This window comes from Brachybacterium rhamnosum, assembly GCF_039526185.1.
Classification (GTDB): domain Bacteria; phylum Actinomycetota; class Actinomycetes; order Actinomycetales; family Dermabacteraceae; genus Brachybacterium; species Brachybacterium rhamnosum.
Genome location: NZ_BAAAIS010000003.1, coordinates 584683 through 606856, shown reverse-complemented (window position 1 = coordinate 606856; position 22174 = coordinate 584683). Strand labels below are relative to the sequence as shown.

Here is a 22174-nt window from a genome sequence, read left to right as displayed (position 1 = left end):
CTGTTCTCCGTGAACGCTCGCCCGTCGGACCGGTCGGTCCGACGGGCGAGCGGCTCAGGCGCGCAGCTCGGCCCCGACCATGCCCGCGGCGAGCGTGGTGCCGCTCTGCGGGTCGATCACGATGAACGAGCCGCCTTCGCGGCTCGCGCCGTAGGGCTCGAGGGGGAGGGGCTGGGCGAAGGCCAGCTCGACCCGGACGAGGTCGTTGAGCTCGCCCTGCTCCGCGGGCACCCGCTCGAGTGCCGCGATGTCGAGCTTCTCGAGGAGCGCGGTGACGCGCGCCTGGACGGTGCTGGTGCCGTGCTTGACGAGCACCCGGGCCCCCGGGACGAGCGGCTTCTCCGCGAGCCAGCAGAGCACCGCGGTCGTGGACTCCGCCGTGACGGGCAGGTCGCCCCCGGCGATGAGGTCACCGCGCGAGGCGTCGAGATCGTCGGCCAGGCGCAGGGTCACGGCGATGCCGGCCTCCGCGCGGTCCACGGACTCGGGACCGCGGTCGATGCCGACAACCCGCGTCCTCCGGCCGGAGCCCGCCACGCCCACCTCGTCGCCCACGGCGATCGAGCCGGAGGTGATGAGGCCCGCGTAGCCGCGGTAGTCCACGTGCGCGGGGTCCACGGCGCCCTGCTGGGGGCGGATCACGAGCTGCACGGGCAGGCGGAAGGGCCCCTCGCGCAGGTCCTGGCCGCCCGGGAAGGACTCGAGCAGGTCCAGGAGGGTGGGCCCCGTGTACCAGGGCGTCTTCTCCGACGGGGTCACGACGTTGTCGCCGTGCAGCGCGGAGACGGGCACCACGCGCAGGTCGGCGATCGAGAGGGTCCTCGCGATCTCCTCGAGCTGGGAGACGACCTCCTCGTGCACCTGCTGGGGGTTCTCGACGAGGTCGATCTTGTTCAGGGCGACGACCAGGTGGGGGACACGCAGCAGGCCCGCGATCGCGAGGTGCCGGCGCGTCTGCTCGACGACGCCGTTGCGGGCGTCGACGAGGACCGTGACGACGTCCGCCGTGGAGGCGCCGGTGACGGTGTTGCGCGTGTACTGCACGTGGCCGGGGGTGTCGGCGAGCACGTAGGAGCGGGTCGCCGTCGCGAAGTAGCGGTAGGCGACGTCGATCGTGATGCCCTGCTCGCGCTCGGCGCGGAGGCCGTCGGTGAGCAGCGCGAGATCGGCGAGCTCGCCCTTCCAGCCGCGCTGACGGCTCGCCGCCTCGACGGAGGCGAGCTGGTCCGCGAGGACGGACTTCGTGTCGTGCAGGAGCCGGCCGATCAGGGTCGACTTGCCGTCGTCCACGCTGCCGGCGGTCGCGATGCGCAGGAGGGTGGGGCCGGAGCCGCCCTCGGCGGATCCCGTGGGATCCAGGAGCAGTGATGCGGTGCTCATCAGAAGTAGCCCTCCTTCTTGCGGTCCTCCATGGCGGCCTCGGAGATGCGGTCGTCCGCGCGGGTCGCGCCGCGCTCCGAGACGGTGGTCGCCGCGACCTCGGCGAGGACGGCCTCGACGTCCCGGGCCTCGGAGGGGACGGCGCCGGTGCAGGACACGTCGCCGACGGTGCGGTAGCGCACGGTGCGCACGGAGGTGGCCTCGCCCTCGCGCAGCGGCACGATCTCGCCGGGGGAGAGGAGCATGCCGTCGCGCTCGACGACCTCGCGCTCGTGCGCGTAGTACAGGGACGGCAGCTCGATGCCCTCGCGGGCGATGTACCGCCACACGTCGAGCTCGGTCCAGTTCGACAGCGGGAAGACGCGCACGTGCTCCCCGGGGCGGTGGCGCGTGTTGTAGAGGTGCCACAGCTCGGGACGCTGGTTCTTGGGGTCCCAGTGCCCGAAGGAGTTGCGCAGGCTCACCACGCGCTCCTTGGCGCGGGCCTTGTCCTCGTCGCGCCGGCCGCCGCCGAACACCGCGTCGTGGCGGCCGTCCTCGATGCCGTCGAGGAGGGGGAGGGTCTGGAGCGGGTTGCGGGTGCCGTCGGCCCGCTCCTCGAGCCGGCCGTCGTCAAGGTAGTCCTGGACCCGCGCGACCTTGAGCTCGACCCCGAGGCGCTCGACCGTGCGGTCGCGGAACTCGAGGACCTCCGGGAAGTTGTGGCCGGTGTCGACGTGGAGCACGGGGAAGGGCACGGGCGCCGGCCAGAAGGCCTTCACCGCGAGGTGGAGCATGACCACCGAGTCCTTGCCGCCGGAGAAGAGCATGACGGGGCGCTCGAGCTCCGCGACCACCTCACGGATGATGTGGATGCCCTCGCTCTCGAGGGCGTCGAGCAGGGAGGTCGGCGCGCCGAGCTCCTGCGGGGGGCGGGCGACGGTGGTCATCGGTCCTCCTCGGCGGTGTTCACGGTGATCAGCTGCAGGGGCACGGCCGCGATCGGGGCGCCCTGGGCGTCCTGCTCGGTGCCGGTGCCGCCCTCGGACGGGTGCAGCCCGCACTCGGTCTTCTCCTTGCCGGCCCAGCGGCCCGCACGGGGGTCCTCGCCGGGAGCGACGGCGCGCGTGCAGGGCAGGCAGCCGATGCTCGGGTAGCCCTGGTGCAGCAGCGGGTTCTCGGGCAGGCCGTGCTCGGAGGAGTACGCCATGAGCCGGTCGTAGCTCCAGGTCACGAGGGGGTTGATCTTCACCAGCCCGAAGCCCTCGTCCCAGGTGACGACCGGGGTCGCGGCGCGGGTGGGTCCCTCCTCGCGGCGCACGCCGGTCACCCAGGCGTCGTAGCCGGAGAGCACACGCTTCAGCGGGGCGACCTTGCGCATGCCGCAGCACGCGCCCGGGTCGCGGTCGTGCAGCCGGGGGCCGTGCTCGGCGTCCTGCTCCGCCACCGTGTGCTCGGGGAGCACGTCCACGATCGTCACGTCGAGCTCCTGCTCGACCCGGTCGCGGGTCGCGAGCGTCTCGGGGAAGTGGTAGCCGGTGTCGAGGAAGAGCACGTCGACGCCCGGGCGGTGCGCGGCGACGACCTGGGGGAGGACGGCGTCGGCCATCGAGCACGCGACCGCGAGGGAGGGGCCGAACTGCTCGGCGGCCCAGGCGGAGACGGCGCTCGCGAGCTCCTCGGGGCCCAGCTCCTTCTCGAGCTCGGCGAAGCGCGCGGAGGCCTCCTCGGCGATCGCGCGGAGCCGCGCGGTGCGCTGCTCGGGGGACTCGCCCGCGGTGTCGGCGGCGGTGGAAGGTCGGTTCTCGGTCATCGCAGCTCCTCGTCCTCGGCGCGGTGCGTCCACGCGGCGAAGGTCTCCCCGCTGTCGCGACCTGCGACGTAACGGCGCACGACCCTCTCCACGTACTCGCCCAGCTCGGTCGCCGCGACCTTGTGCTGCCGCAGCGTGCGTCCCAGCTGCGGCACCTCGAGGTCGTGGCGTCCCAGCGATCCTCCCAGATGGACCTGGAACCCGGGGACCTGCTCGCCCTCGTCGGTCGTGATGATCTGTCCCTTGAGACCGATGTCCGCGGTCTGGATGCGGGCGCACGAGTTCGGGCAGCCGTTCACGTGCATGCTGATCGGCGCCTCGAGCTGGTCCTCGACGTCGGCGAGGCGGGTCTCGAGCTCGTCGATCGTGCGCTCGGCGGTGTCCTTCGTGTCGACGATCGCGAGCTTGCAGAACTCGAGGCCGGTGCAGGCCATGGAGGAGCGGCGGAGGGCGCCGGGCCGGGTGCGCAGGCCGAGCCCCTCGAGGCCGGCGACGGCGTCCTCGACGCGCTCCGCGGGGACGCCGAGCACGACGAGCTTCTGGAAGGCCGTCAGCCGCACACCCTCCGCGCCGACCTCCTCGACGAGGTCCGCGAGGCGGGTGAGCAGATCCCCGCCGATGCGGCCGACGGTGGGCGCGGCGCCGATGTAGGAGCGGCCGTCCTTCTGGGGGTGCACGCCGACGTGGTCGCCGGGGCCGGTCGCGGGGGCCGGTGCGGGGCCGTCCGCGAGGGCGTAGCCGAGGTACTCGGTCTCGAGGACCTCGCGGAAGCGCTCGGTGCCCCAGTCGGCGAGGAGGAACTTCAGGCGGGCCTTGTTGCGCAGGCGCCGGAAGCCGTAGTCGCGGAAGATCCGGATGACGCCGTGCCAGACGTCCGCCGCCTGCTCCTCCGTGACGAAGGCGCCCAGGCGCTCCGCGAGGCGCGGCGTGGTGGACAGCGCGCCGCCCACCCAGAGGTCGTAGCCGGGGCCCAGCTCGGGGTGCACGACGCCCACGAGGGACACGTCGTTGATCTCGTGCGCGACGTCGAGGCTCGGGTGGCCGGTGATCGCGGTCTTGAACTTGCGGGGGAGGTTCGCGAGCTCGGGGTCGCCGATGAAGCGACGCTTGATCTCCGCGATCACCGGGGTCGGGTCGATGATCTCGTCGGCCGCGATGCCCGCGACCGGGCTGCCGAGGAAGCCGCGCGGGGTGTCGCCGCAGGCGGTCGTGGTCTCGAGGCCGACGGTGTCCAGGCGTCGCCAGATCTCCGGGACGTCCTCGATGCCGATCCAGTGGTACTGGACGTTCTGGCGGTCGGTGATGTCCGCGGTGCCGCGGGCGAAGTCGGTCGCGATCGAGCCGAGCACGCGCAGCGCGCGCGGGGGCAGCAGGGCGCCGTCGCTGCGCACGCGCAGCATGAAGTAGCGGTCCTCGAGCTCGTGCGGCTCGAGCTGGGCGGTGCGGCCGCCGTCGATGCCGGGCTTGCGCTGGGTGTAGAGGCCCCACCAGCGGAACCGGCCGTGGAGGTCGTCGCCGTCGATCGAGTCGAAGCCCTCGCGGGCGTAGGTCTCCTCGATGCGCCGGCGCACGTCGAGCCCGTTGCCGGCGGCCTTGACCTCCTCGTTGGAGTTCAGGGGCGTGGGGCCGTCGACCTTCCACTGCCCCTGGGGCTTCCCGGAGCGCGAGGGCCGCACGCGCGCGGGCGCGGCGGCGGGGGCGCTCGGGGCCGGGGTGCGCAGGTCGGTGTCAGGGCTGTCCATACGATCCATAGTGACGCGTTATGCGGCCTCGAACAAATGCTTGGGTCGAAATGTGTCGCCGCATGGCCGGCCCCCGAGGTGCCGCCCGCTCGGCGTCCCGCGCAGGTCCGCATCCTGGACGGCCCCGGCGGAGGGCGGCGTCGTGCGGGCTATGGTGTGCCCATGCAGAAGATCCTTCTCGTAGTCATCGAGCGCGGCTGACGCCCGTTCGTCCCTACGAGACGTCCTCCGCGCCCCTCCAGAGCCCCAGGCCGAGGGGCTTTTTCGTGTTCAGCGTGATCCGCGGGCACGGACCCGAGAGGGGGAGGGGAACATGGCACGGCCGCCCCTGGTCCCCCGTCCGCGATCCGAAGGAGCAACGATGTCCCCGCAGCAGATGACCGGCGCGCAGGCGCTGGTCGAGTCCCTCGAGCATGCCGGGGCCGAGGTCGTCTTCGGCCTGCCCGGCGGCGCGATCCTCCCCACCTACGATCCGCTCCTGGACGCCAAGAAGCTCCGCCACGTGCTCGTCCGCCACGAGCAGGGCGCGGGTCACGCGGCGAGCGGCTACGCCCATGCGACCGGCAAGGTCGGCGTCTGCCTCGCGACCTCCGGTCCGGGCGCGACGAACCTCATCACCGCGATCGCGGACGCCCAGATGGACTCGATCCCGATGGTCGCGATCACCGGCCAGGTGGGCTCCTCCTTCATCGGGACGGACGCCTTCCAGGAGGCGGACATCGTCGGCATGACGATGCCGGTCACCAAGCACAACTTCCTCGTGAAGGACGCCGCGGACATCCCGCGCACCATCAAGCAGGCCTTCCACATCGCCTCGACCGGCCGCCCGGGCGTCGTCCTCGTCGACGTCACGAAGGACGCCCAGCAGGCGACCGCTCCGTTCGTGTGGCCCGAGGACCTCGACCTCCCCGGCTACCACCCCGAGGCCCGGCCCCACCTCAAGCAGATCCGCGAGGCGGCCTCGCTGCTGCTCTCCGCGAAGAGGCCCGTCTTCCTGCTCGGCGGCGGCGTGCTGCGCGGGAACGCCTCCGCCGAGGTGCGCGAGCTCGTGGACCTCTCGGGCGCCCCGTTCGTCACGACGCTCATGGGCCGCGGCGCGCTCCCGGACTCCCACCCGCAGCAGCTCGGCATGCCGGGCATGCACGGCACCGTCGCCGCGGTCTCGGCGCTCCAGCGGGCGGACCTCATCATCGCGATCGGCGCCCGCTTCGACGACCGCGTGACCGGTCGCCTGGACTCCTTCGCCCCGGACGCGACGATCGTCCATGCGGACATCGACCCCGCGGAGATCTCCAAGAACCGCACCGCCGACGTCCCGATCGTCGGGCAGGCCGGGGAGGTCGCGACCGCCCTCACCGCGGAGCTGCGCACCCGTCTCGACGCCGCGGAGCAGGACCCGCGCGACTACGCCGCGTGGTGGCAGATGCTCGACACGCTGCGCAGCTCCTACCCGCTGGGGTGGACCGAGACGGCCGACGGCTTCACGGCGCCGCAGAAGGTCATCTCCCGGATCGGCGCGATCAGCGGCCCGGACTCGGTGTTCGTCGCGGGCGTCGGCCAGCACCAGATGTGGTCGAGCCAGTTCATCTCCTACGAGAACCCGCGCAGCTGGATCAACTCCGGCGGCCTCGGCACGATGGGCTACTCGGTCCCCGCGGCGATGGGCGCCAAGGTGGGTCGCCCGGACGTCCCGGTGTGGGCGATCGACGGCGACGGCTGCTTCCAGATGACGAACCAGGAGCTCGCGACCTGTGTCATCAACGACATCCCGATCAAGGTCGCGGTCATCAACAACTCGAGCCTCGGCATGGTGCGCCAGTGGCAGAACCTGTTCTACGACCAGCGCTACTCGAACACCGAGCTCAACACCGGTCACGGCTCGCGCCGCATCCCCGACTTCGTGAAGCTCGCCGACGCGTACGGCGCCGCGGGGCTGCGCTGCGAGCGGGACGAGGACATCGACGCGACCATCGAGGCGGCGATGGCGATCAACGACCGCCCGGTGGTCGTGGACTTCACCGTGAGCGCCGACGCGATGGTGTGGCCGATGGTCCCCGCCGGCGTCTCCAACGACGAGATCCAGATCGCCCAGGGCATGAGCCCCGAGTGGGAGAGGGACATCTGAGCATGAACTCCACCGATTCCGTGATGCGACCGAACACCCAGACCCTGTCCGTCCTCGTCGAGAACAAGCCCGGCGTGCTCACCCGCGTCTCGGCGCTGTTCGCGCGCCGCGGCTACAACATCGCCTCGCTCGCGGTGGGTCCCACCGAGCACCCGGAGATCTCCCGGATCACCGTGGTCGTCGACGTGGACCAGCACCCCCTCGAGCAGATCACCAAGCAGCTCAACAAGCTGGTCAACGTGCTCAAGATCGTCCAGCTCGACCCCCGCCAGACGATCCAGCGCGAACTCATCCTCATCAAGGTGGGCGCGGACAACGCCTCGCGCACCTCGGTCCTCGAGGTGGTCCAGATGTTCCGTGCGAAGGTGGTCGACGCGGCCACCGACGCCGTGACCATCGAGGCCACGGGCACCCAGGACAAGCTCGACGCCCTGCTGGGGATGCTCGAGCCCTTCGGGATCCGCGAGATCGTGAAGTCCGGCGAGGTCGCGATCGGCCGCGGCGGTCGCGCGATCACCGACCGCAGTCTCCTCGGCTGATCCGCGAGGGTCACGGGCTGAGACGGCCTCTCACAACGTAAGACGGACGGCGATAGGATCGACCTGTCGCCGGCGCCGAGGGTGCGAACCCCGCCCCGGCGCGGACACAACCACACACAAAGGAGCACATCGTGGCGGAGATCTTCTACGACGACAACGCAGACCTCTCGATCATCCAGGGCAAGAAGGTCGGCGTCATCGGCTTCGGCTCGCAGGGCCACGCCCACGCGCTGAACCTCCGCGACAGCGGCGTCGAGGTCCGCGTCGGCCTGCGCGAGGGCTCGAAGTCGGCCGCGAAGGCGCAGGAGGAGGGCCTCACCACGGGGTCCGTCGCCGAGGTCGCCGAGTGGGCGGATCTCATCATGATCCTCACCCCGGACCAGGACCAGCGGAAGGTCTTCTCCGAGTCGATCCAGCCGCACCTCACCGAGGGCAAGGCGCTCGCCTTCGCGCACGGCTTCAACATCCGCTTCGGCTACATCGAGGTCCCCGCGGGCGTCGACGTGCTGCTCATCGCCCCCAAGGCCCCCGGCCACACGGTGCGCCGCGAGTTCGTCGCGGGCCGCGGCATCCCGGACATCGTCGCCGTCGAGCAGGACGCGACCGGCTCCGCCTGGGACCTCGCGCTCGCCTACGCCAAGGGCATCGGCGGCACCCGCGCCGGCGTCATCAGGACCACCTTCACCGAGGAGACCGAGACCGACCTCTTCGGCGAGCAGGCCGTCCTCTGCGGCGGCATGAGCCACCTCGTGCAGGCGGGCTTCGAGACCCTCTCCGAGGCCGGCTACCAGCCCGAGATCGCCTACTTCGAGGTCCTCCACGAGCTCAAGCTCATCGTCGACCTCATGTGGGAGGGCGGCATCGCCAAGCAGCGCTGGTCGATCTCCGACACCGCCGAGTTCGGCGACTACGTCTCCGGCCCGCGCGTCGTCACCGACGAGACCAAGGCGAACATGAAGGCGATCCTCGCCGACATCCAGTCCGGCGCCTTCGCGAAGCGCTTCATCGACGACCAGGACAACGGTGCGACCGAGTTCCAGGAGCTGCGCGCGAAGGAGGCGACGCACCCGATCGAGACCGTCGGCCGCGACCTGCGCAAGATGTTCTCGTGGTCCACCACGAGCGTCGACGCGGACTACACCGAGGGCAGCGCCGCGCGCTGATCCCGAGGCATCCCCTCACGGCGGGGCGGGCATCCGATCGCAGGATCGGGCGCCCGCCCCGTCCGTCGTCCGGGGCTGTCCACGGCTCCTCGGGAGACCTTCTCGGATCGTGATCATGGCGACCGCATGGCGGACAGCGGATTACGCTGTGCTCATACGCGTCGCCCCGAGGATGAGTGCGACGATCGCCGTCTGTACCGGAGGAGATTCCGTGACGAGTCCTGTCGTCCTCATCGCCGAAGAGCTGTCGCCCGCCACCGTCGAGGTGCTCGGCCCCGACGTGGAGGTCCGCCACGTCGACGGCGCCGACCGCGCCGCCCTGCTCGCCGCCGTCGTCGACGCCGACGCCCTCCTGGTGCGCTCCGCGACCCAGGTCGACGCCGAGGTCTTCGCCGCCGCGCCGAACCTCAAGGTCGTCGCCCGTGCGGGCGTGGGCCTGGACAACGTGGACGTCCCCGCCGCGACCGTCGCCGGCGCGATGGTCATCAACGCGCCGACCTCGAACATCACCTCCGCCGCGGAGCTCGCGGTGGCCCTCGTCCTCGCCTCGCTGCGCAACCTCGCGCGGGCCGACGCCTCCGTCAAGGCCGGGAAGTGGGAGCGCAAGCAGCTGACCGGTGTCGAGCTGCTGGGCAAGACCGTCGGCGTCGTCGGCTTCGGCCGGATCGGCCAGCTCGTCGCCGAGCGCCTCGCTCCCTTCGGCGTCCAGCTGCTCGCCTACGACCCCTACGTGAGCCACGCCCGCGCGGCCGAGCTCGGCGCGCGCGTCGTCGAGCTCGACGAGATCATGCGCGAGAGCGACGTCATCACCGTCCACATGCCCAAGACCCCGGAGACCACGGGCCTCCTGGGCGCTGAGCAGTTCGCGATCGCGAAGTCGAACCTCCACGTCGTCAACGCCGCCCGCGGCGGGCTCATCGACGAGGAGGCGCTGTACACCGCGCTGACCACCGGCCAGATCGCCGGCGCCGCGCTGGACGTCTACAGCTCCGAGCCGCCGGCGAAGAGCGAGACCGCCGCGAAGCTCCTCGAGCTCGAGAACATCACCCTCACGCCCCACCTCGGCGCCTCCACCGCCGAGGCCCAGGAGAAGGCCGGCGTCGCCGTCGCCCGCTCCGTGCGCCTCGCCCTCGCCGGTGAGCTCGTGCCGGACGCGGTCAACGTCGCGGGCGGCGCCCTCGACGACCTCGTGCGGCCCGGCGTCGCCCTCGCCGACCGCCTGGGCCAGCTGTTCACCGCGCTGGCCGCCGAGGCCCCCGAGGTGCTCGAGATCGTGGTGCGCGGCGAGATCGCGACCCACGACGTCACCGCCCTCAAGCTCTCGGCGCTGCGCGGCATGTTCCGCGGCACGGTCACGGAGCAGGTCTCCTACGTCAACGCCCCCGTCATGGCCGAGGAGCGCGGCATCTCCGTGAAGCTCGAGACGGAGGAGGAGAGCGAGCGCTTCCGCAACGTCGTGGCGCTGCGCGGCACCCTCCGCGACGGCTCCGTCGTCTCCGTCGCCGGCACGCTCAGCGGCGCCCGCCAGGAGCACAAGCTCGTGGAGATCGGCGGCCACGAGCTCGAGGTCCCGCTCTCCGACCACCTCCTGGTCATCCGCTACGTCGACGGCCCCGGCATGATCGGCCAGTACGGCGCGCGGCTCGGCGCCGCGGGCGTGAACATCGCCGGCATGCAGGTCTCCCGCGCCGGCACCACCCAGGGCTCCGAGGCGCTCGTCGTCCTCGACCTCGACGAGGCCGCCCCGCGCGAGCTCGCCGAGGAGATCGGCCGCGAGATCGGTGCGCACTCCGTGCACGCCGCCGACCTCGTCTACTGATCCCCGCCCTCCACTCCCGACCGACACCTCTCCAGGAGCAGCAGATGAACGACTCGACCCTCCGCCTCGCCGTCATCGAGGGCGACGGGATCGGCCAGGAGGTCGTGCCCCAGGGCCTGCGCGTGCTCCGCGCGGCCCTCGAGCCGGCGGGCGTCACCGTCGAGACGACGCCCTTCGACCTCGGCGCGGGCCGCTGGCACCGCACCGGGGAGACCCTGACCGACGAGGACATGAGCCGCCTCGCCGAGCACGACGCGATCCTGCTCGGCGCGGTGGGCGACCCGCAGGTCCCCTCGGGCGTGCTCGAGCGCGGGTTGCTGCTCAAGCTCCGCTTCGGCTTCGACCACTTCGTGAACCTGCGGCCCACCCGCCTCGTGCCCGGCGTCTCCACGCCGCTCGCGGAGCCCGGCGAGGTCGACTTCCTCGTGGTCCGCGAGGGCACCGAGGGCCCGTACGTCGGCAACGGCGGATCGATGCGCACGGGCACCCCGCTCGAGGTCGCGACCGAGGTGTCCCTGAACACCGCCGTCGGCGTCGAGCGCGTGGTCCGCTACGCCTTCGAGCAGGCCGCCGCGCGCCGCGGCAAGCTCACCCTCGTGCACAAGCACAACGTGCTCGTCCACGCCGGTCACCTGTGGCGCCGGGTCGTCGACGAGGTCGGCGCGGAGTTCCCGGGCGTGAGCGTGGACTACGCCCACGTCGACGCCATGATGATCTACCTGGTCCAGGATCCCGCGCGCTTCGACGTCATCGTCACCGACAACCTCTTCGGCGACATCGTCACGGACCTCGCGGGCGCGATCGGCGGCGGCATCGGCCTCGCCGCGAGCGGCAACATCAACCCCACGGGCGCCTTCCCCTCGATGTTCGAGCCGGTGCACGGCTCCGCCCCGGACATCGCCGGCAAGGACCTCGCCGATCCCACGGCGACCGTGCTCTCGGTGGCCCTGCTGCTGGACCACCTCGGCCACGCGGGTCCCGCCCAGAAGGTCCGCGACGCCGTCGAGGCCGATCTCGCCGAGCGCGCCTCCCTGGGCGCCCGCGGCACCGTCGCGATCGGCGACGCGCTCGTCGCCGCCGTGACCGAACGCTGACCCCCACCCCCTTCCGTCCCGTCCCGCCCCAGGAGCCTCCGATGAGCGCGCTCACCTTCACCTCGACCACCACCACCCGTCGCGTGGGCGACGACGAGCGCGCCCGCATCCTCGCCGCCCCTGGCTTCGGCCGGCACTTCACGGACTTCATGGCCCGTGCCCGCTGGACCGCCGAGGGCAGCTGGGGCGAGGCCGAGATCCTTCCCTACGGCCCCTTCGAGATCTCCCCGGCCTCCGCCGTGCTCCACTACGGCCAGGAGATCTTCGAGGGGCTCAAGGCCTTCCGCCACGCGGACGGCTCCATCTGGACCTTCCGCCCCGAGCGCAACGCCGAGCGCTTCCAGCACTCCGCGGACCGCCTCGCGCTGCCGCACCTCCCCGTGGAGGACTTCGTGGCCTCGCTGCGCGCGCTCGTCGCGGCCGACGAGCCGTGGGTCCCGCAGCCGGAGGGGGAGACCTCCCTGTACCTGCGCCCCTTCATGTTCGCCAACGAGGAGTTCCTCGGCGTGAACTCCTCCGCGATCGCGGACTACTACCTCATCGCCTCCCCGGCCGGCGCCTACTTCCCGCGCGGCGTGCAGCCGCTCGTGGTGTGGGTGACGGACGAGTACGCGCGGGCGGGCGCCGGCGGCACCGGCGACGCGAAGTGCGGCGGCAACTACGCCTCCTCGCTGCTCGCGAAGAAGCAGGCCGCCGCCCAGGGCGCGGACGAGGTCATGTTCCTGGACTCCGAGTCGCACACCTTCGTCGACGAGCTCTCCGGCATGAACGTCTTCGCGATCACGAAGGACGGCCGGATCCTCACCCCCTCGCTCACCGGGTCGATCCTCGAGGGCGTCACGCGCAACTCGATCCTGCGCCTCGCGGAGGACCGCGGCCTCGAGCCCGTCGAGCAGCGGCTGGACTTCGCCGAGCTCACCTCGCAGATCGCGGCCGGCGAGATCACCGAGATGTTCGCGGCGGGCACCGCCGCGGTGATCACGCCGATCGGGGAGCTGCGCGCCCACGGCGGCTCGTGGACCGTGGCCGACGGCGGCTCCGGCGAGACCACCCTGTCCCTGCGCGAGGAGCTCACCGGGATCCAGTACGGCCGGGTCCCGGACCGTCACGGCTGGCTCACCCGCCTGGTCTGAGGCCCCCATGACGACGACCCCTGCGCTTCCCGAGACCTCGGCGCCCGCGGCGATCCCGGGCTTCCACCTCTACGACACGACGCTGCGCGACGGCTCCCAGCAGGAGGGCCTCACGCTCTCCGTCGCGGACAAGCTCGCCGTGGCGCGCCTGCTCGACGAGCTGGGCGTGACCTACATCGAGGGCGGCTGGCCGGGCGCGGTCCCGCGGGACACCGAGTTCTTCGCCCGCGCCGCCGGCGAGCTCGAGCTGCGGCACGCCCGCCTCGCGGCCTTCGGGGCGACCCGCAAGGCCGGCGTCGCGGTCGCCGACGACCCGCAGGTGCAGGCCCTCGTGGACTCCGGCGCGCCGACGATCACCCTCGTCGCGAAGTCGGACCTGCGCCACGTGACCGGCGCGCTGCGCACCACCGCCGAGGAGAACCTCGCGATGGTCCGGGACACGGTCGAGCACCTGGTGGCGCTCGGGCGCGAGGTGTTCGTGGACGCGGAGCACTTCTTCGACGGCTTCCTCCACGACCCCGCCTACACGACCTCCGTGGTCGCGGCGGCCCACGCAGCCGGGGCCCGCGCCGTGGTGCTGTGCGACACGAACGGCGGCATGGTCCCGCACCAGGTCACCGAGATCGTCGAGGACCTCCGGGCGCGCCTGGACGCGGGGAGCGCCGTCGGCGACGCGCCGGTGCGGCTCGGCGTGCACACGCACAACGACTCCGGCTGCGCGGTCGCCAACGCCCTCACCGCGGTGCGCGCCGGCATCGACCACGTGCAGGGCTGCGTCAACGGCTACGGGGAGCGCACCGGCAACGCCGACCTCGTCACGATGCTCGCTGACCTCCAGCTGAAGATGGGCCTCGAGCTCGTGCCGGAGGCCGCGCTCGAGGACTCCACCCGCATCGCCCACGCGATCGGGGAGATCGTCAACATGCCGGTCTCCCCGCGCAGCCCCTACGTGGGCCAGAGCGCCTTCGCCCACAAGGCGGGCCTGCACGCGAGCGCGATCCGGGTGGACCCGGACCTGTACCAGCACATCGATCCGCGCGAGGTCGGCAACGACATGCGCATGATCATCTCCGACATGGCCGGTCGCGCCTCGATCGAGCTCAAGGGGCGCGAGCTGGGCTTCGACCTCACGGGGGAGAAGAACCTGCTCGCGCGGCTCGCGACCACGGTCAAGCAGCGCGAGGCAGCCGGGTACTCCTACGAGGCGGCCGACGCCTCCTTCGAGCTGCTCCTGCTCGACGAGATGGGGCGCGTGCCGCGGTTCTTCTCGGTCGAGTCCTGGAGGGCGACCTCGCACCTGCTGCGCGACGGCTCCCTCGAGACCGAGGCGACGGTTCGCCTGCTCGCCCGGGCGGACGACCCGAGCTCGCGCTCGGTCACCATCGCCGAGGGCAACGGACCGGTCAACGCCCTGGACACGGCGCTGCGGCGCGGGCTCCTGGAGACCTATCCGCAGATCGACGAGCTCGAGCTGCAGGACTTCAAGGTGCGCATCCTCGACTCCCACCACGGCACCGATGCGACGACCCGGGTGCTCGTGCGCACGGGCGGCGCGGGCCTCGAGTTCCACACGGTGGGCGTGGGCACGAACATCATCGACGCCGCCTGGGAGGCGATCGTGGACGCGTACACCTACGCGTTCCACAAGCTCGGCATCTGAGCTCACCTCCTGCTCGCTCGTGCGGGGCGCCGGCCTGCGGCCCGGGACGTCCGGGAACCCGCCTCCCGGGGCGTGCCGGGCGCTACCCTGGGCGCATGCTGACCTATGTGCTGACCGCGATCGGCGATGATCGCCCCGGCCTCGTGTCCACCCTCGCCGCGGCCGTGGACGACCACGGCGGGAGCTGGGTGGACAGCCAGCTCGCCCTCCTCGCCGGGAAGTTCGCGGGCATCGTCCGCGTGGACCTCCCCGAGGAGCGGGCGGCCGGCTTCCTCGACGCCCTGCCCGGGCTAGCGGCGGGCGTGGGTCTCCAGGTCGAGGCCGCGCCCGCGCACCCGGAGGATGCCGCCGACGGTGCTCCCGCGGGCACGGGCCTCGTGCTCTCCCTGCTGGGCCAGGACCGCACGGGCATGGTGCGTGAGGTGACCGAGGCGCTGCACTCCCAGGGCGCGACCATCGACTCCCTCCGCTCGCTCACGCGCGAGGCGCCCGAGGGCGGAGGCATGCTCTTCGAGGCGGAGGCCGTGGTGCGCCTCCCCGAGGGGGTCGATGAGTCGGAGGTGCGCGAGGCCCTCGAGGCGATCGCCGCCGAGCTCATGGTGGACCTGGACCTCGACGCGACAGCCTGACCCCGGGCGGCGTGTTCACGGAGCCCTCGAGGGCTCCGTGACCGAACCGTGATCGACGGTCTTGCCGGTGACCGGGGTGCTGGTCCGGGAGCGCGGGCGCTCCCAGGCTGAGGTCTCACCCGTCGTCCCGTGAGAGCTGAGTCCCCGTGACCTCGTCGCCGCTCGCCCCGCCCGCCCCTCCCGTCGATCCCGCCCTCGCGGTCGATCCCTCCGCGTCCGTCGACCTCGCCCCACAGGTCGGCGCCGCCCCCACCGCCGGCGCCGCCCCGACTGCCGTCACCCTGCCCGCCGGGGCGGTGCGGGCTCTCGTGCTCGCCACGCTCGGCTTCGGCGTGAGCTCCTGGGCCTGGGCGCTGCTGAGCCCGCTCGGGCCGGTGCTCGTGGAGCGCGGCACGATCACCGACGCCTCCCTCGTGGTGGCCGTGCCCGTGCTCGTCGGCGCGCTCGGCCGGGTCCCGATCGGCGCCCTCACGGACCGGCTCGGCGGCCGGGTCATGTTCACCGCCGTCTCGCTCGCCGCCGTCGTGCCGGTGCTGCTGCTCGGCCTGGTCGGCCAGGACTCGCTCGCCGGTCTCCTCCTCGGCGGGCTGCTGCTCGGCATCGCGGGCACGGCCTTCGCGATCGGCATCCCGTACGTGAACTCGTGGTTCCCGCCCTCGCGGCGCGGGATGGCGACGGGCATCTACGGCGCGAGCATGGGCGGCACGGCGATCGCCGCCTTCACCACCGTGCCGCTCGTGCGGGCCGGGGGAGAGGCGGCGCCCTTCCTCGTGGCCGCCACCGCGCTCGTCGCCTTCGCCGTGGTCGCGGCGACGTCGATGCGCACCGCCCCGACCTGGCGCCCGGCCGTCGGCGATCCCGTGCGGGCGACGGCCGCGGCCCTCCGCCTGGCCGTGACCTGGCAGGCGAGCGCGCTGTACGCGCTGTCCTTCGGCGGGTACGTCGCGTTCTCCGTCTTCCTGCCCACGCTGCTCGTGCGCTGGTACGGCCTCGAGCCGGGGGAGGCGGCGCTGTGCACGGCCGGCTTCGTGGTCATGGCGGTGCTGCTGCGCCCGCTCGGCGGGGTGCTCTCGGACCGCTTCACCGCCGCCCGCACGCTCCTGGTCTCCTACGCGGCGCTGACCGTCGCGGCCGCCGTCCTCGCGCTGCACCCGCCGCTCGCCCCCACGGGCACGCTCGCGCTCCTGCTCGCCGCCGGGGCGCTGGGCCTCGGCGCCGGCGCGGTGTTCGCGCTCGTCGCGCGGGTGGCCCCGGCCGGGGAGATCGGCGCCGTGACGGGCGTGGTCGGTGCCGCGGGCGGGCTCGGCGGGTTCGTCCCGCCGCTGCTCATGGCCGCGACGATGCAGGGCCTCGGCAGCTACGCCCCGGCGCTCGCGCTGCTGCTCCTCGCGGCGGTCGGGGCGATGGTCCTCACCGTGCGCATGAGCCGCCGGTGACTCAGCGGGAGGCCATGTCCCCCACGTGGGTGATCGAGAGCACCGGCTCGCCGGCCTCGTCGGTCGCCTCGAGGTCGAGCTCCGCCTCGATCGCCCAGTCGTGGTTCCCGTCGGGGTCGTCGAGGACCTGGCGGATCCGCCACACCTTCGACTCCTCGGTCATCTGCAGCAGCTGGGGTGAGCGGGCGGGGCCGTCGATGCCGACCTCGTCGTAGGCGTCGTAGTAGGCGTCCATGGCGTCCGCCCAGGCGCGGCGGTCCCAGCCGGCGGCGCCGTCGAGCTGGGCGAGGCGCTCCTCGCGCTCGAAGGCGAAGTGCTCGACCCGCTGCCACATCGCGGCCCGCACCATGGTGCGCAGCACCTTGGTCTGGGCGGAGAGGCCGCGCGGCGAGCTGGGCCGCACCTCCTCCTCGGCGCCGGGGCCGTCCTCGGGGTGGGTGAGCGCCTCCCACTCGTCCAGGAGCGAGGAGTCGATGCCGCGCACGAGCACGCCGAGCCACTCGATCGTGTCCTCGAGCTCCTCGGTGCGCAGGTCCTGGGGGATCGTGCGGCGCATGGCCTGGTAGGCGTCGGAGAGGTACCGCAGCACGATGCCCTCGGAGCGCTGCAGCCCGTAGCGCTGGACGAACTCGCTGAAGGTCTGCCCGGTCTCGTGGATCTCGCGCACCACGGACTTGGGGGAGAGGTCCTCGGCGCGCACCCAGGGCCGGGTGCGGCGGTAGATCTCGAGGGCGGCCTCGAGCTCCTCCGCCATCGGCTTCGGCCAGGTGACCTCGTCCAGCCGCGCCATCCGCTCGGTGTACTCGACGCCGTCGGCCTTGAGCTCGGCGAGCAGCTCGCCCTTGGCGGCGCTCTGCTGGGCGAGCAGGATCTGCCGGGGATCCTCGAGGACGGACTCGATGATCGTGACGGTGTCCATGGCGAGGGTCGGCGACTCCTCGTCGAGGGAGTCGATCATCGCGATCGCGAAGGGCGCGAGCGGCTGGTTCATCGTGAAGTCGAGCTGGAGGTCCTCGACGAGCGCGAGCCGCCGTCCCAGGTGGTCCGCCTCCGGCAGCAGCTGGACGATCTCGGCGTCCTTGAGCCCGCGGAAGATCTCGGCGGCCTGCTTGACCAGGGCGAGCTTCTGCCGCGTCGTCTGGTGGCTGGTCATGATGAGGTGCCGGGCGGCGCTCACGGCGTTCCCGGGGCGGGCGATGAGCGCGAGCTCCATCGACGGGGTGATCCGCAGGTGCGGGCGCAGGGGCTCCGGGGCGTTCTCGACGAGCTTGGTGAGGTTCTCCTCGGACCACGAGACGGCGCCCTCGGGAATCCGGGGCTTGGGCTCCTTCTTGCGCTTCTTCGCGCTGTTGGGGGCCTTCCCGGCCTCCTCCCGGGCGCGCTGCTTGGCCCAATCGCGCTCGAACTCGATCGTCCAGGTGGGCGCCTGGACGACCACGTGCCCGACGGTGTCGTAGCCGGCGCGGCCCGCGCGGCCGGCGATCTGGTGGAACTCGCGGGAGTTCAGCAGCCGCATGCGCTTGCCGTCGAACTTCGCGAGGCCGGTGAGGAGCACGGTGCGGATCGGGACGTTGATACCGACGCCGAGCGTGTCGGTGCCGCAGATGATCTTCAGCAGGCCGGACTGCGCGAGCTTCTCCACGAGCCGGCGGTACTTCGGGAGCATGCCGGCGTGGTGGACGCCGATGCCCTCGCGCACGAGCTTGGAGAGCACCTGCCCGAAGCCCTTGGCGAAGCGGAAATCGCCGATGATGTCGCGGACCTGCTGCTTCTCCTCGGGGGAGAGGATCTTCTGGCCCAGCAGCGCCTGCGCCTGCTCGAGCGCGTCCTTCTGGGTGAAGTGGACGATGTACACGGGGGCGTCGCGGTCCTGCAGGATCGTCGCGATCGTGTCCGGCAGCGGCTCGAGGGCCCAGCGGAAGTCGAGGGGCACGGGTCGGGGCGCGTCGGCGATCGTGGTGACCTCGCGGCCGGTGCGCTCCAGGAGATCCTCCTCGAAGAAGGTCACGTCACCGAGGGTCGCGCTCATGAGCACGAACTGGCAGCGGGGGAGCTCGACGAGAGGCACCTGCCAGGCCCATCCGCGCTGGGGGTCGCCGTAGTAGTGGAACTCGTCCATGACGGCGAGGCCCACGTCGGAGGAGGGGCCGTCGCGCAGGGCGTGGTTGGCGAAGATCTCGGCCGTGCAGACGATGATCTCGGCGTCGTGGTTGACGCTCGAGTCGCCCGTCATCATGCCGACGCGCTCGGCGCCGAACTGGGCGACGAGGTCGAAGAACTTCTCCGAGACCAGGGCCTTGATGGGGGCCGTGTAGTAGGCGCGCTCCCCGCGGGCGAGGGCGGCGAAGATCGCGGCGTAGGCGATCGTGGTCTTGCCGGAGCCGGTGGGGGTCGCGGCGATGACGTGGTCGCCGGCCGCGATCGCGAGCAGGGCCTCCTCCTGGTGCGGGTAGAGGGTGCGGCCCTGCGACTCCTGCGCGGCGATGAAGCCGTCGACGATCGCGTCCTGACCGTCTCCGTCGAGGTCGGGGGGCAGGAACGGGGTCAGCGCAGGCATGGGTCCAGTCTGCCAGGGCCGGGGCGCCCGGGCGGCTACCCTCGAGCGCCCGGGCACTGCGGTGCCTCCTGCGACGGAAGGACGACGATGCCGGCACGACGATCCGAGGACCCCTCGCTCACCGACGAGCAGAGAGCGGGGGAGAGCGCGGTCGAGCACTGGGACGAGGAGCGTCGGGCCGCCGCGCGACCCGCCCCGTTCGGGCGATCGTTACCTGATCGTGATCAAGATGGCTCGGGGGTCGAGAGCCCCTCGGATGACTGCGCGACGGAGTTCGGAGCGACCTGCAGTGATGGCGACGGGCGCTCGGAGGGCTCGGGCGAAGGCTTGGCTACCGAGGAGTAGTCGACGGGTGGTTGAGGCGATCCGGGCGGACCGGGAGGAGCCGGAACGAACGGGCGGGTGACCTCCATCACGTGACGTAGGTTGCCGCCACGGCCTCCCGAGGTCGTCATCCCTCCCCAGGAACCTGTCGAAAGGCACCACCGTGACGCAACGCCCCCTCCTCCGCCGCTGCTCCCGACTCCTGGGCGGCGCCGCCCTGGTCGCCGGACTCGCCGTGGGCGGCGCCGGCATCGCCGCCGCCGACGGCCCGGACAGCGAGCGCACCACGCTCTCCTCGAGCGCGCAGTCCGACGCCCACGAGTACTGGACCGCCTCCCGCATGGAGTCCGCCGTCCCCGCGGAGGACCTCGTCCCCGAGGACTCTCCGGTCACCGACGCCGTCGAGAAGGGCAAGCCCCAGACCGTCGCCGGCAGGAGCGCGGAGAAGGGCAAGAAGCCCCAGGCCGCCGCCGCGGCCAAGGACACCGTGGGCAAGGTCTTCTTCACCCAGGGCGGCGTGGACTACGTCTGCTCCGGCAACGCCGTCGCCTCCGGCAACGGCTCGACCGTGGCGACCGCCGGGCACTGCGTGAACGACGCCGGCACCTGGGCCACCAACTGGGTCTTCGTGCCCGGTTACGACCACGGCGACGCCCCCTACGGCACCTGGGCCGCGACGGACCTCGTCTCGACCGACCAGTGGGTCTCCGAAGAGGACATCAGCTACGACGTCGCCTTCGCGAAGGTCGAGCCGGAGAGCGGCACCGCGACCCTCGAGTCCACCGTCGGCACCACCGCGATCGCCTTCAACCAGGCCCGCGGCGCGTCGTACACGTCCTACGGCTACCCGGCCGCCGCGCCCTTCGACGGCGAGTCCCTCGAGTCCTGCTCCGGCACCGCGAGCGACGACACGATCGGCGACACCCAGTCCCAGGGCATCTCCTGCGACATGACCGGCGGCTCCTCCGGCGGCCCCTGGTTCCTCGGCGACGGGGCCCAGAACTCGGTGAACAGCTTCGGCTACAACACCCAGAAGAACGTCATGTACGGCCCGTACTTCGGCGCCGACGCGCAGTCCGCGTACGCGGAGGCCGGCGCGCTCTGAGCACGTCCCTCCTCCTGATCGAGGGCCGGCATCCCCTGGAGATGCCGGCCCTCGGCGTCTCAGGCGTCGGCGGTGAGCGGCGCGAGCTGCTCCAGCAGCCGCGCCCGCAGGGCGTCCGCACCGGTGGCGAGCTCCCGCTGGCGGCGCACGTACTCCGCCTTCCCGCCGGGCGTCTCGATCGGGACCACCCCGTAGCCCAGCGGGCGCACGTCGTACGGGCTCGCCTCCATGTCCAGCACCCGCGTGGCGCGGGCGTGCTCGAAGCAGTCGAGCACGAGCGCGGAGTCCACGAGCGGGCCCAGCTTCATCGCCCACTTGTACAGGTCCATCCCCACGTGCAGGCAGGCGGGGTTGTCGAGCTCCACCTGCCGCTCGCGGCTCGGGGTGATCGCGTTGCGCGGAGCGGCGCTCGGGGTGAAGAAGCGGTACGCGTCGAGGTGGGAGCACACGAGCTGCTCCCGCTCGACGACCGCGTCGGTCTCCTCCTGGCCGAGCCGCAGCGGGAGGTCCTCGTGACGCTGCCGCCCGGGACGCAGTCCGTGGACCATCGCCCACTCGTGCAGGCCGAAGCACCCGAACTCGGGGCGCCGCGCGGTGAGCGTCGAGGAGGAGAGCAGGCGCTGGATGAAACCCAGGGCGCTCGCGCGCTCGGTGCGGAAGCGCTCGACGTCCGCGTGCCGCCAGGTCGTGGGGCCGTCGGCCACGTCGACGTACCAGGAGCGGGAGCCGTCCTCGGTGAGATCCGCGATCACGCTCTCCCCGTGCTCGTCGCGATCCGCGGCGGCGTCGTACGCGACGCCGACCCCCGGGTGCCAGCGGCGCAGGCGCGCGGCGGAGAACGGGTAGTAGGTGAACAGGAAGTCCTCGACCGGATGCTTCTCCCCGCGGCGCCGGCGTTCCCGGTGGCCGGCGGTCAGCGCATCCGCCCGCTCCTCGTGGGCGCGGCGCTGCTCGCGCGCCTCGTCGGCGGGGATCCGTCGGAGCGGGGGAGGGGCGGTCATCCCAGCAGTGTGCCAGCGGCCCGCCGGTCCCGGCTCCTGCGCGTGACCGACCGCGCTCAGCGCCCGCCCCGCAGCCACCGTCGATGGGCGTCGATCGCCGCCCGGGTGGGACGCACGGGCTGCAGGAGGTCGGAGCCGTGGTCGAACATGCTCTCCCCGCGGTGCAGGGCGAACCGTGAGCCGGTGAGCGCGCACCGCACGCGTCGGCCGTCCCGGAGCACGACCACGGTCGCTCCTCGGTCGAAGAAGGACCTGTCCACCTCCACGTGCGCGATCGAGGCCCAGTCCATTCGCCGCGTGCGCACGTAGCCGCGCACCGTGATGCCTTCGGTGGTGACGATGAACGCGGGGCGCAGGAGCAGCGCGACGCCTGTGCCGAGAAGGAGGAACGCGGCGACCAGGAGGGTCGCCAGGAGCACGCGAGGTCGCTCCGGCCTGAGGAGCGACATCGATGCACCGCCGAGGAACGCGACGGCGAGGCCCGCGAGCAGGACGCCCACGGCGACCCGGTAGAGGATGCCGGGCCCCGCGCGGTAGACGAGCCGCGGCCCGACGTGCGGCGCAGGGTCGCGCATCGTGGCGCTCCTTCGAGGCGGGGTGCTCGCCGTCACGGACGTGGCGCGGGAGGGACGCAAGGATAGGTCCCACCCCGGAGGGATGCCCGACGCCGGGCGG

At 72.5% G+C, this 22174-nt stretch carries 17 protein-coding genes; 10 read left to right on the top strand and 7 right to left on the bottom strand.

Annotation, left to right across the window (positions count from 1 at the left end; translation table 11 throughout):
- Positions 1 to 54: 54 nt before the first annotated feature.
- From ABD080_RS12895 to ABD080_RS12880, 4 genes are read right to left on the bottom strand one after another with little or no spacing between them, the layout of a single operon-like run.
- Entirely contained in the window at positions 55 to 1380 is a 1326-nt protein-coding gene (locus ABD080_RS12895; protein WP_137770529.1) for a sulfate adenylyltransferase subunit 1, read from the bottom strand.
- Positions 1380 to 2309, bottom strand: a complete 930-nt coding sequence (gene cysD / locus ABD080_RS12890) for a sulfate adenylyltransferase subunit CysD (protein WP_137770530.1) — start codon at positions 2307 to 2309, stop codon at positions 1380 to 1382. Before cysD ends, ABD080_RS12895 begins: the two co-directional genes overlap by 1 nt.
- Positions 2306 to 3172, bottom strand: a complete 867-nt coding sequence (locus tag ABD080_RS12885) for a phosphoadenylyl-sulfate reductase (RefSeq protein ID WP_343905410.1) — start codon at positions 3170 to 3172, stop codon at positions 2306 to 2308. The genes cysD and ABD080_RS12885 overlap by 4 nt, the downstream gene beginning before the upstream one ends.
- Positions 3169 to 4914 (bottom strand): nitrite/sulfite reductase, encoded by a 1746-nt coding sequence (locus ABD080_RS12880; protein ID WP_343905407.1) that lies wholly within the window; start codon positions 4912 to 4914, stop codon positions 3169 to 3171. Before ABD080_RS12880 ends, ABD080_RS12885 begins: the two co-directional genes overlap by 4 nt.
- A gap of 361 nt (positions 4915 to 5275) precedes the next feature.
- Here ABD080_RS12880 and ABD080_RS12875 point away from each other — a divergent pair, with 361 nt between their 5' ends.
- From ABD080_RS12875 to ABD080_RS12835, 9 genes are all read left to right on the top strand, one after another.
- On the top strand, positions 5276 to 7039 hold the full coding sequence (locus ABD080_RS12875; RefSeq protein WP_377827313.1) for an acetolactate synthase large subunit: 1764 nt from the start codon (positions 5276 to 5278) through the stop codon (positions 7037 to 7039).
- Between the two features lie 2 nt (positions 7040 to 7041).
- Entirely contained in the window at positions 7042 to 7578 is a 537-nt protein-coding gene (gene ilvN / locus ABD080_RS12870; protein ID WP_240811083.1) for an acetolactate synthase small subunit, read from the top strand.
- Positions 7579 to 7709: 131 nt separating this feature from the next.
- The gene (ilvC, locus tag ABD080_RS12865) at positions 7710 to 8741 is read left to right on the top strand and encodes a ketol-acid reductoisomerase (protein WP_343905403.1); all 1032 of its coding nucleotides are present in this window, start codon (positions 7710 to 7712) and stop codon (positions 8739 to 8741) included.
- A 211-nt stretch (positions 8742 to 8952) separates the two neighbouring features.
- Positions 8953 to 10560 (top strand): phosphoglycerate dehydrogenase, encoded by a 1608-nt coding sequence (gene serA / locus ABD080_RS12860; RefSeq protein ID WP_343905401.1) that lies wholly within the window; start codon positions 8953 to 8955, stop codon positions 10558 to 10560.
- A 44-nt stretch (positions 10561 to 10604) separates the two neighbouring features.
- The gene (locus tag ABD080_RS12855; protein ID WP_343905399.1) at positions 10605 to 11654 is read left to right on the top strand and encodes a 3-isopropylmalate dehydrogenase; all 1050 of its coding nucleotides are present in this window, start codon (positions 10605 to 10607) and stop codon (positions 11652 to 11654) included.
- Positions 11655 to 11695: 41 nt separating this feature from the next.
- Positions 11696 to 12787, top strand: coding sequence for a branched-chain amino acid aminotransferase (locus ABD080_RS12850; RefSeq protein WP_343905397.1), 1092 nt, complete (start codon positions 11696 to 11698; stop codon positions 12785 to 12787).
- 7 nt (positions 12788 to 12794) lie between these two features.
- Entirely contained in the window at positions 12795 to 14447 is a 1653-nt protein-coding gene (gene cimA / locus ABD080_RS12845; RefSeq protein WP_343905395.1) for a citramalate synthase, read from the top strand.
- 95 nt (positions 14448 to 14542) lie between these two features.
- Positions 14543 to 15076 carry a glycine cleavage system transcriptional repressor gene (locus tag ABD080_RS12840; protein ID WP_343905393.1) on the top strand — a complete coding sequence of 178 codons (534 nt, stop codon included), beginning with the start codon at positions 14543 to 14545 and terminating at the stop codon, positions 15074 to 15076.
- A 146-nt stretch (positions 15077 to 15222) separates the two neighbouring features.
- Complete coding sequence (locus tag ABD080_RS12835; RefSeq protein WP_205750637.1) at positions 15223 to 16512, top strand: MFS transporter; 1290 nt, start codon at positions 15223 to 15225, stop codon at positions 16510 to 16512.
- A 1-nt stretch (position 16513) separates the two neighbouring features.
- On the opposite strand, the gene ABD080_RS12830 is transcribed toward ABD080_RS12835, so the two are convergent.
- Entirely contained in the window at positions 16514 to 19069 is a 2556-nt protein-coding gene (locus ABD080_RS12830) for a DEAD/DEAH box helicase (RefSeq protein ID WP_343905390.1), read from the bottom strand.
- 487 nt (positions 19070 to 19556) lie between these two features.
- Here ABD080_RS12830 and ABD080_RS12825 point away from each other — a divergent pair, with 487 nt between their 5' ends.
- Positions 19557 to 20498 carry a trypsin-like serine peptidase gene (locus ABD080_RS12825; RefSeq protein ID WP_343905388.1) on the top strand — a complete coding sequence of 314 codons (942 nt, stop codon included), beginning with the start codon at positions 19557 to 19559 and terminating at the stop codon, positions 20496 to 20498.
- A 59-nt stretch (positions 20499 to 20557) separates the two neighbouring features.
- Here the strand turns inward: ABD080_RS12825 and ABD080_RS12820 are convergent, their stop codons facing one another.
- Both ABD080_RS12820 and ABD080_RS12815 read right to left on the bottom strand, forming a co-directional pair.
- Complete coding sequence (locus ABD080_RS12820; protein WP_343905386.1) at positions 20558 to 21499, bottom strand: 3-methyladenine DNA glycosylase; 942 nt, start codon at positions 21497 to 21499, stop codon at positions 20558 to 20560.
- A 56-nt stretch (positions 21500 to 21555) separates the two neighbouring features.
- Positions 21556 to 22074 (bottom strand): PH domain-containing protein, encoded by a 519-nt coding sequence (locus tag ABD080_RS12815; protein ID WP_343905384.1) that lies wholly within the window; start codon positions 22072 to 22074, stop codon positions 21556 to 21558.
- Between the last annotated feature and the right edge of the window lie 100 nt (positions 22075 to 22174).

Coding starts and splice junctions, on each gene's coding strand:
- ABD080_RS12820 (WP_343905386.1), bottom strand. CDS start 21,499: ATGACCGCCCCTCCCCCGCTCCGACGGATCCCCGCCGACGAGGCGCGC.
- ABD080_RS12850 (WP_343905397.1), top strand. CDS start 11,696: ATGAGCGCGCTCACCTTCACCTCGACCACCACCACCCGTCGCGTGGGC.
- ABD080_RS12840 (WP_343905393.1), top strand. CDS start 14,543: ATGCTGACCTATGTGCTGACCGCGATCGGCGATGATCGCCCCGGCCTC.
- cysD (WP_137770530.1), bottom strand. CDS start 2,309: ATGACCACCGTCGCCCGCCCCCCGCAGGAGCTCGGCGCGCCGACCTCC.
- ABD080_RS12830 (WP_343905390.1), bottom strand. CDS start 19,069: ATGCCTGCGCTGACCCCGTTCCTGCCCCCCGACCTCGACGGAGACGGT.
- ABD080_RS12880 (WP_343905407.1), bottom strand. CDS start 4,914: ATGGACAGCCCTGACACCGACCTGCGCACCCCGGCCCCGAGCGCCCCC.
- ilvN (WP_240811083.1), top strand. CDS start 7,042: ATGAACTCCACCGATTCCGTGATGCGACCGAACACCCAGACCCTGTCC.
- cimA (WP_343905395.1), top strand. CDS start 12,795: ATGACGACGACCCCTGCGCTTCCCGAGACCTCGGCGCCCGCGGCGATC.
- ABD080_RS12815 (WP_343905384.1), bottom strand. CDS start 22,074: ATGCGCGACCCTGCGCCGCACGTCGGGCCGCGGCTCGTCTACCGCGCG.
- ABD080_RS12895 (WP_137770529.1), bottom strand. CDS start 1,380: ATGAGCACCGCATCACTGCTCCTGGATCCCACGGGATCCGCCGAGGGC.
- ABD080_RS12875 (WP_377827313.1), top strand. CDS start 5,276: ATGTCCCCGCAGCAGATGACCGGCGCGCAGGCGCTGGTCGAGTCCCTC.
- ABD080_RS12885 (WP_343905410.1), bottom strand. CDS start 3,172: ATGACCGAGAACCGACCTTCCACCGCCGCCGACACCGCGGGCGAGTCC.
- ABD080_RS12855 (WP_343905399.1), top strand. CDS start 10,605: ATGAACGACTCGACCCTCCGCCTCGCCGTCATCGAGGGCGACGGGATC.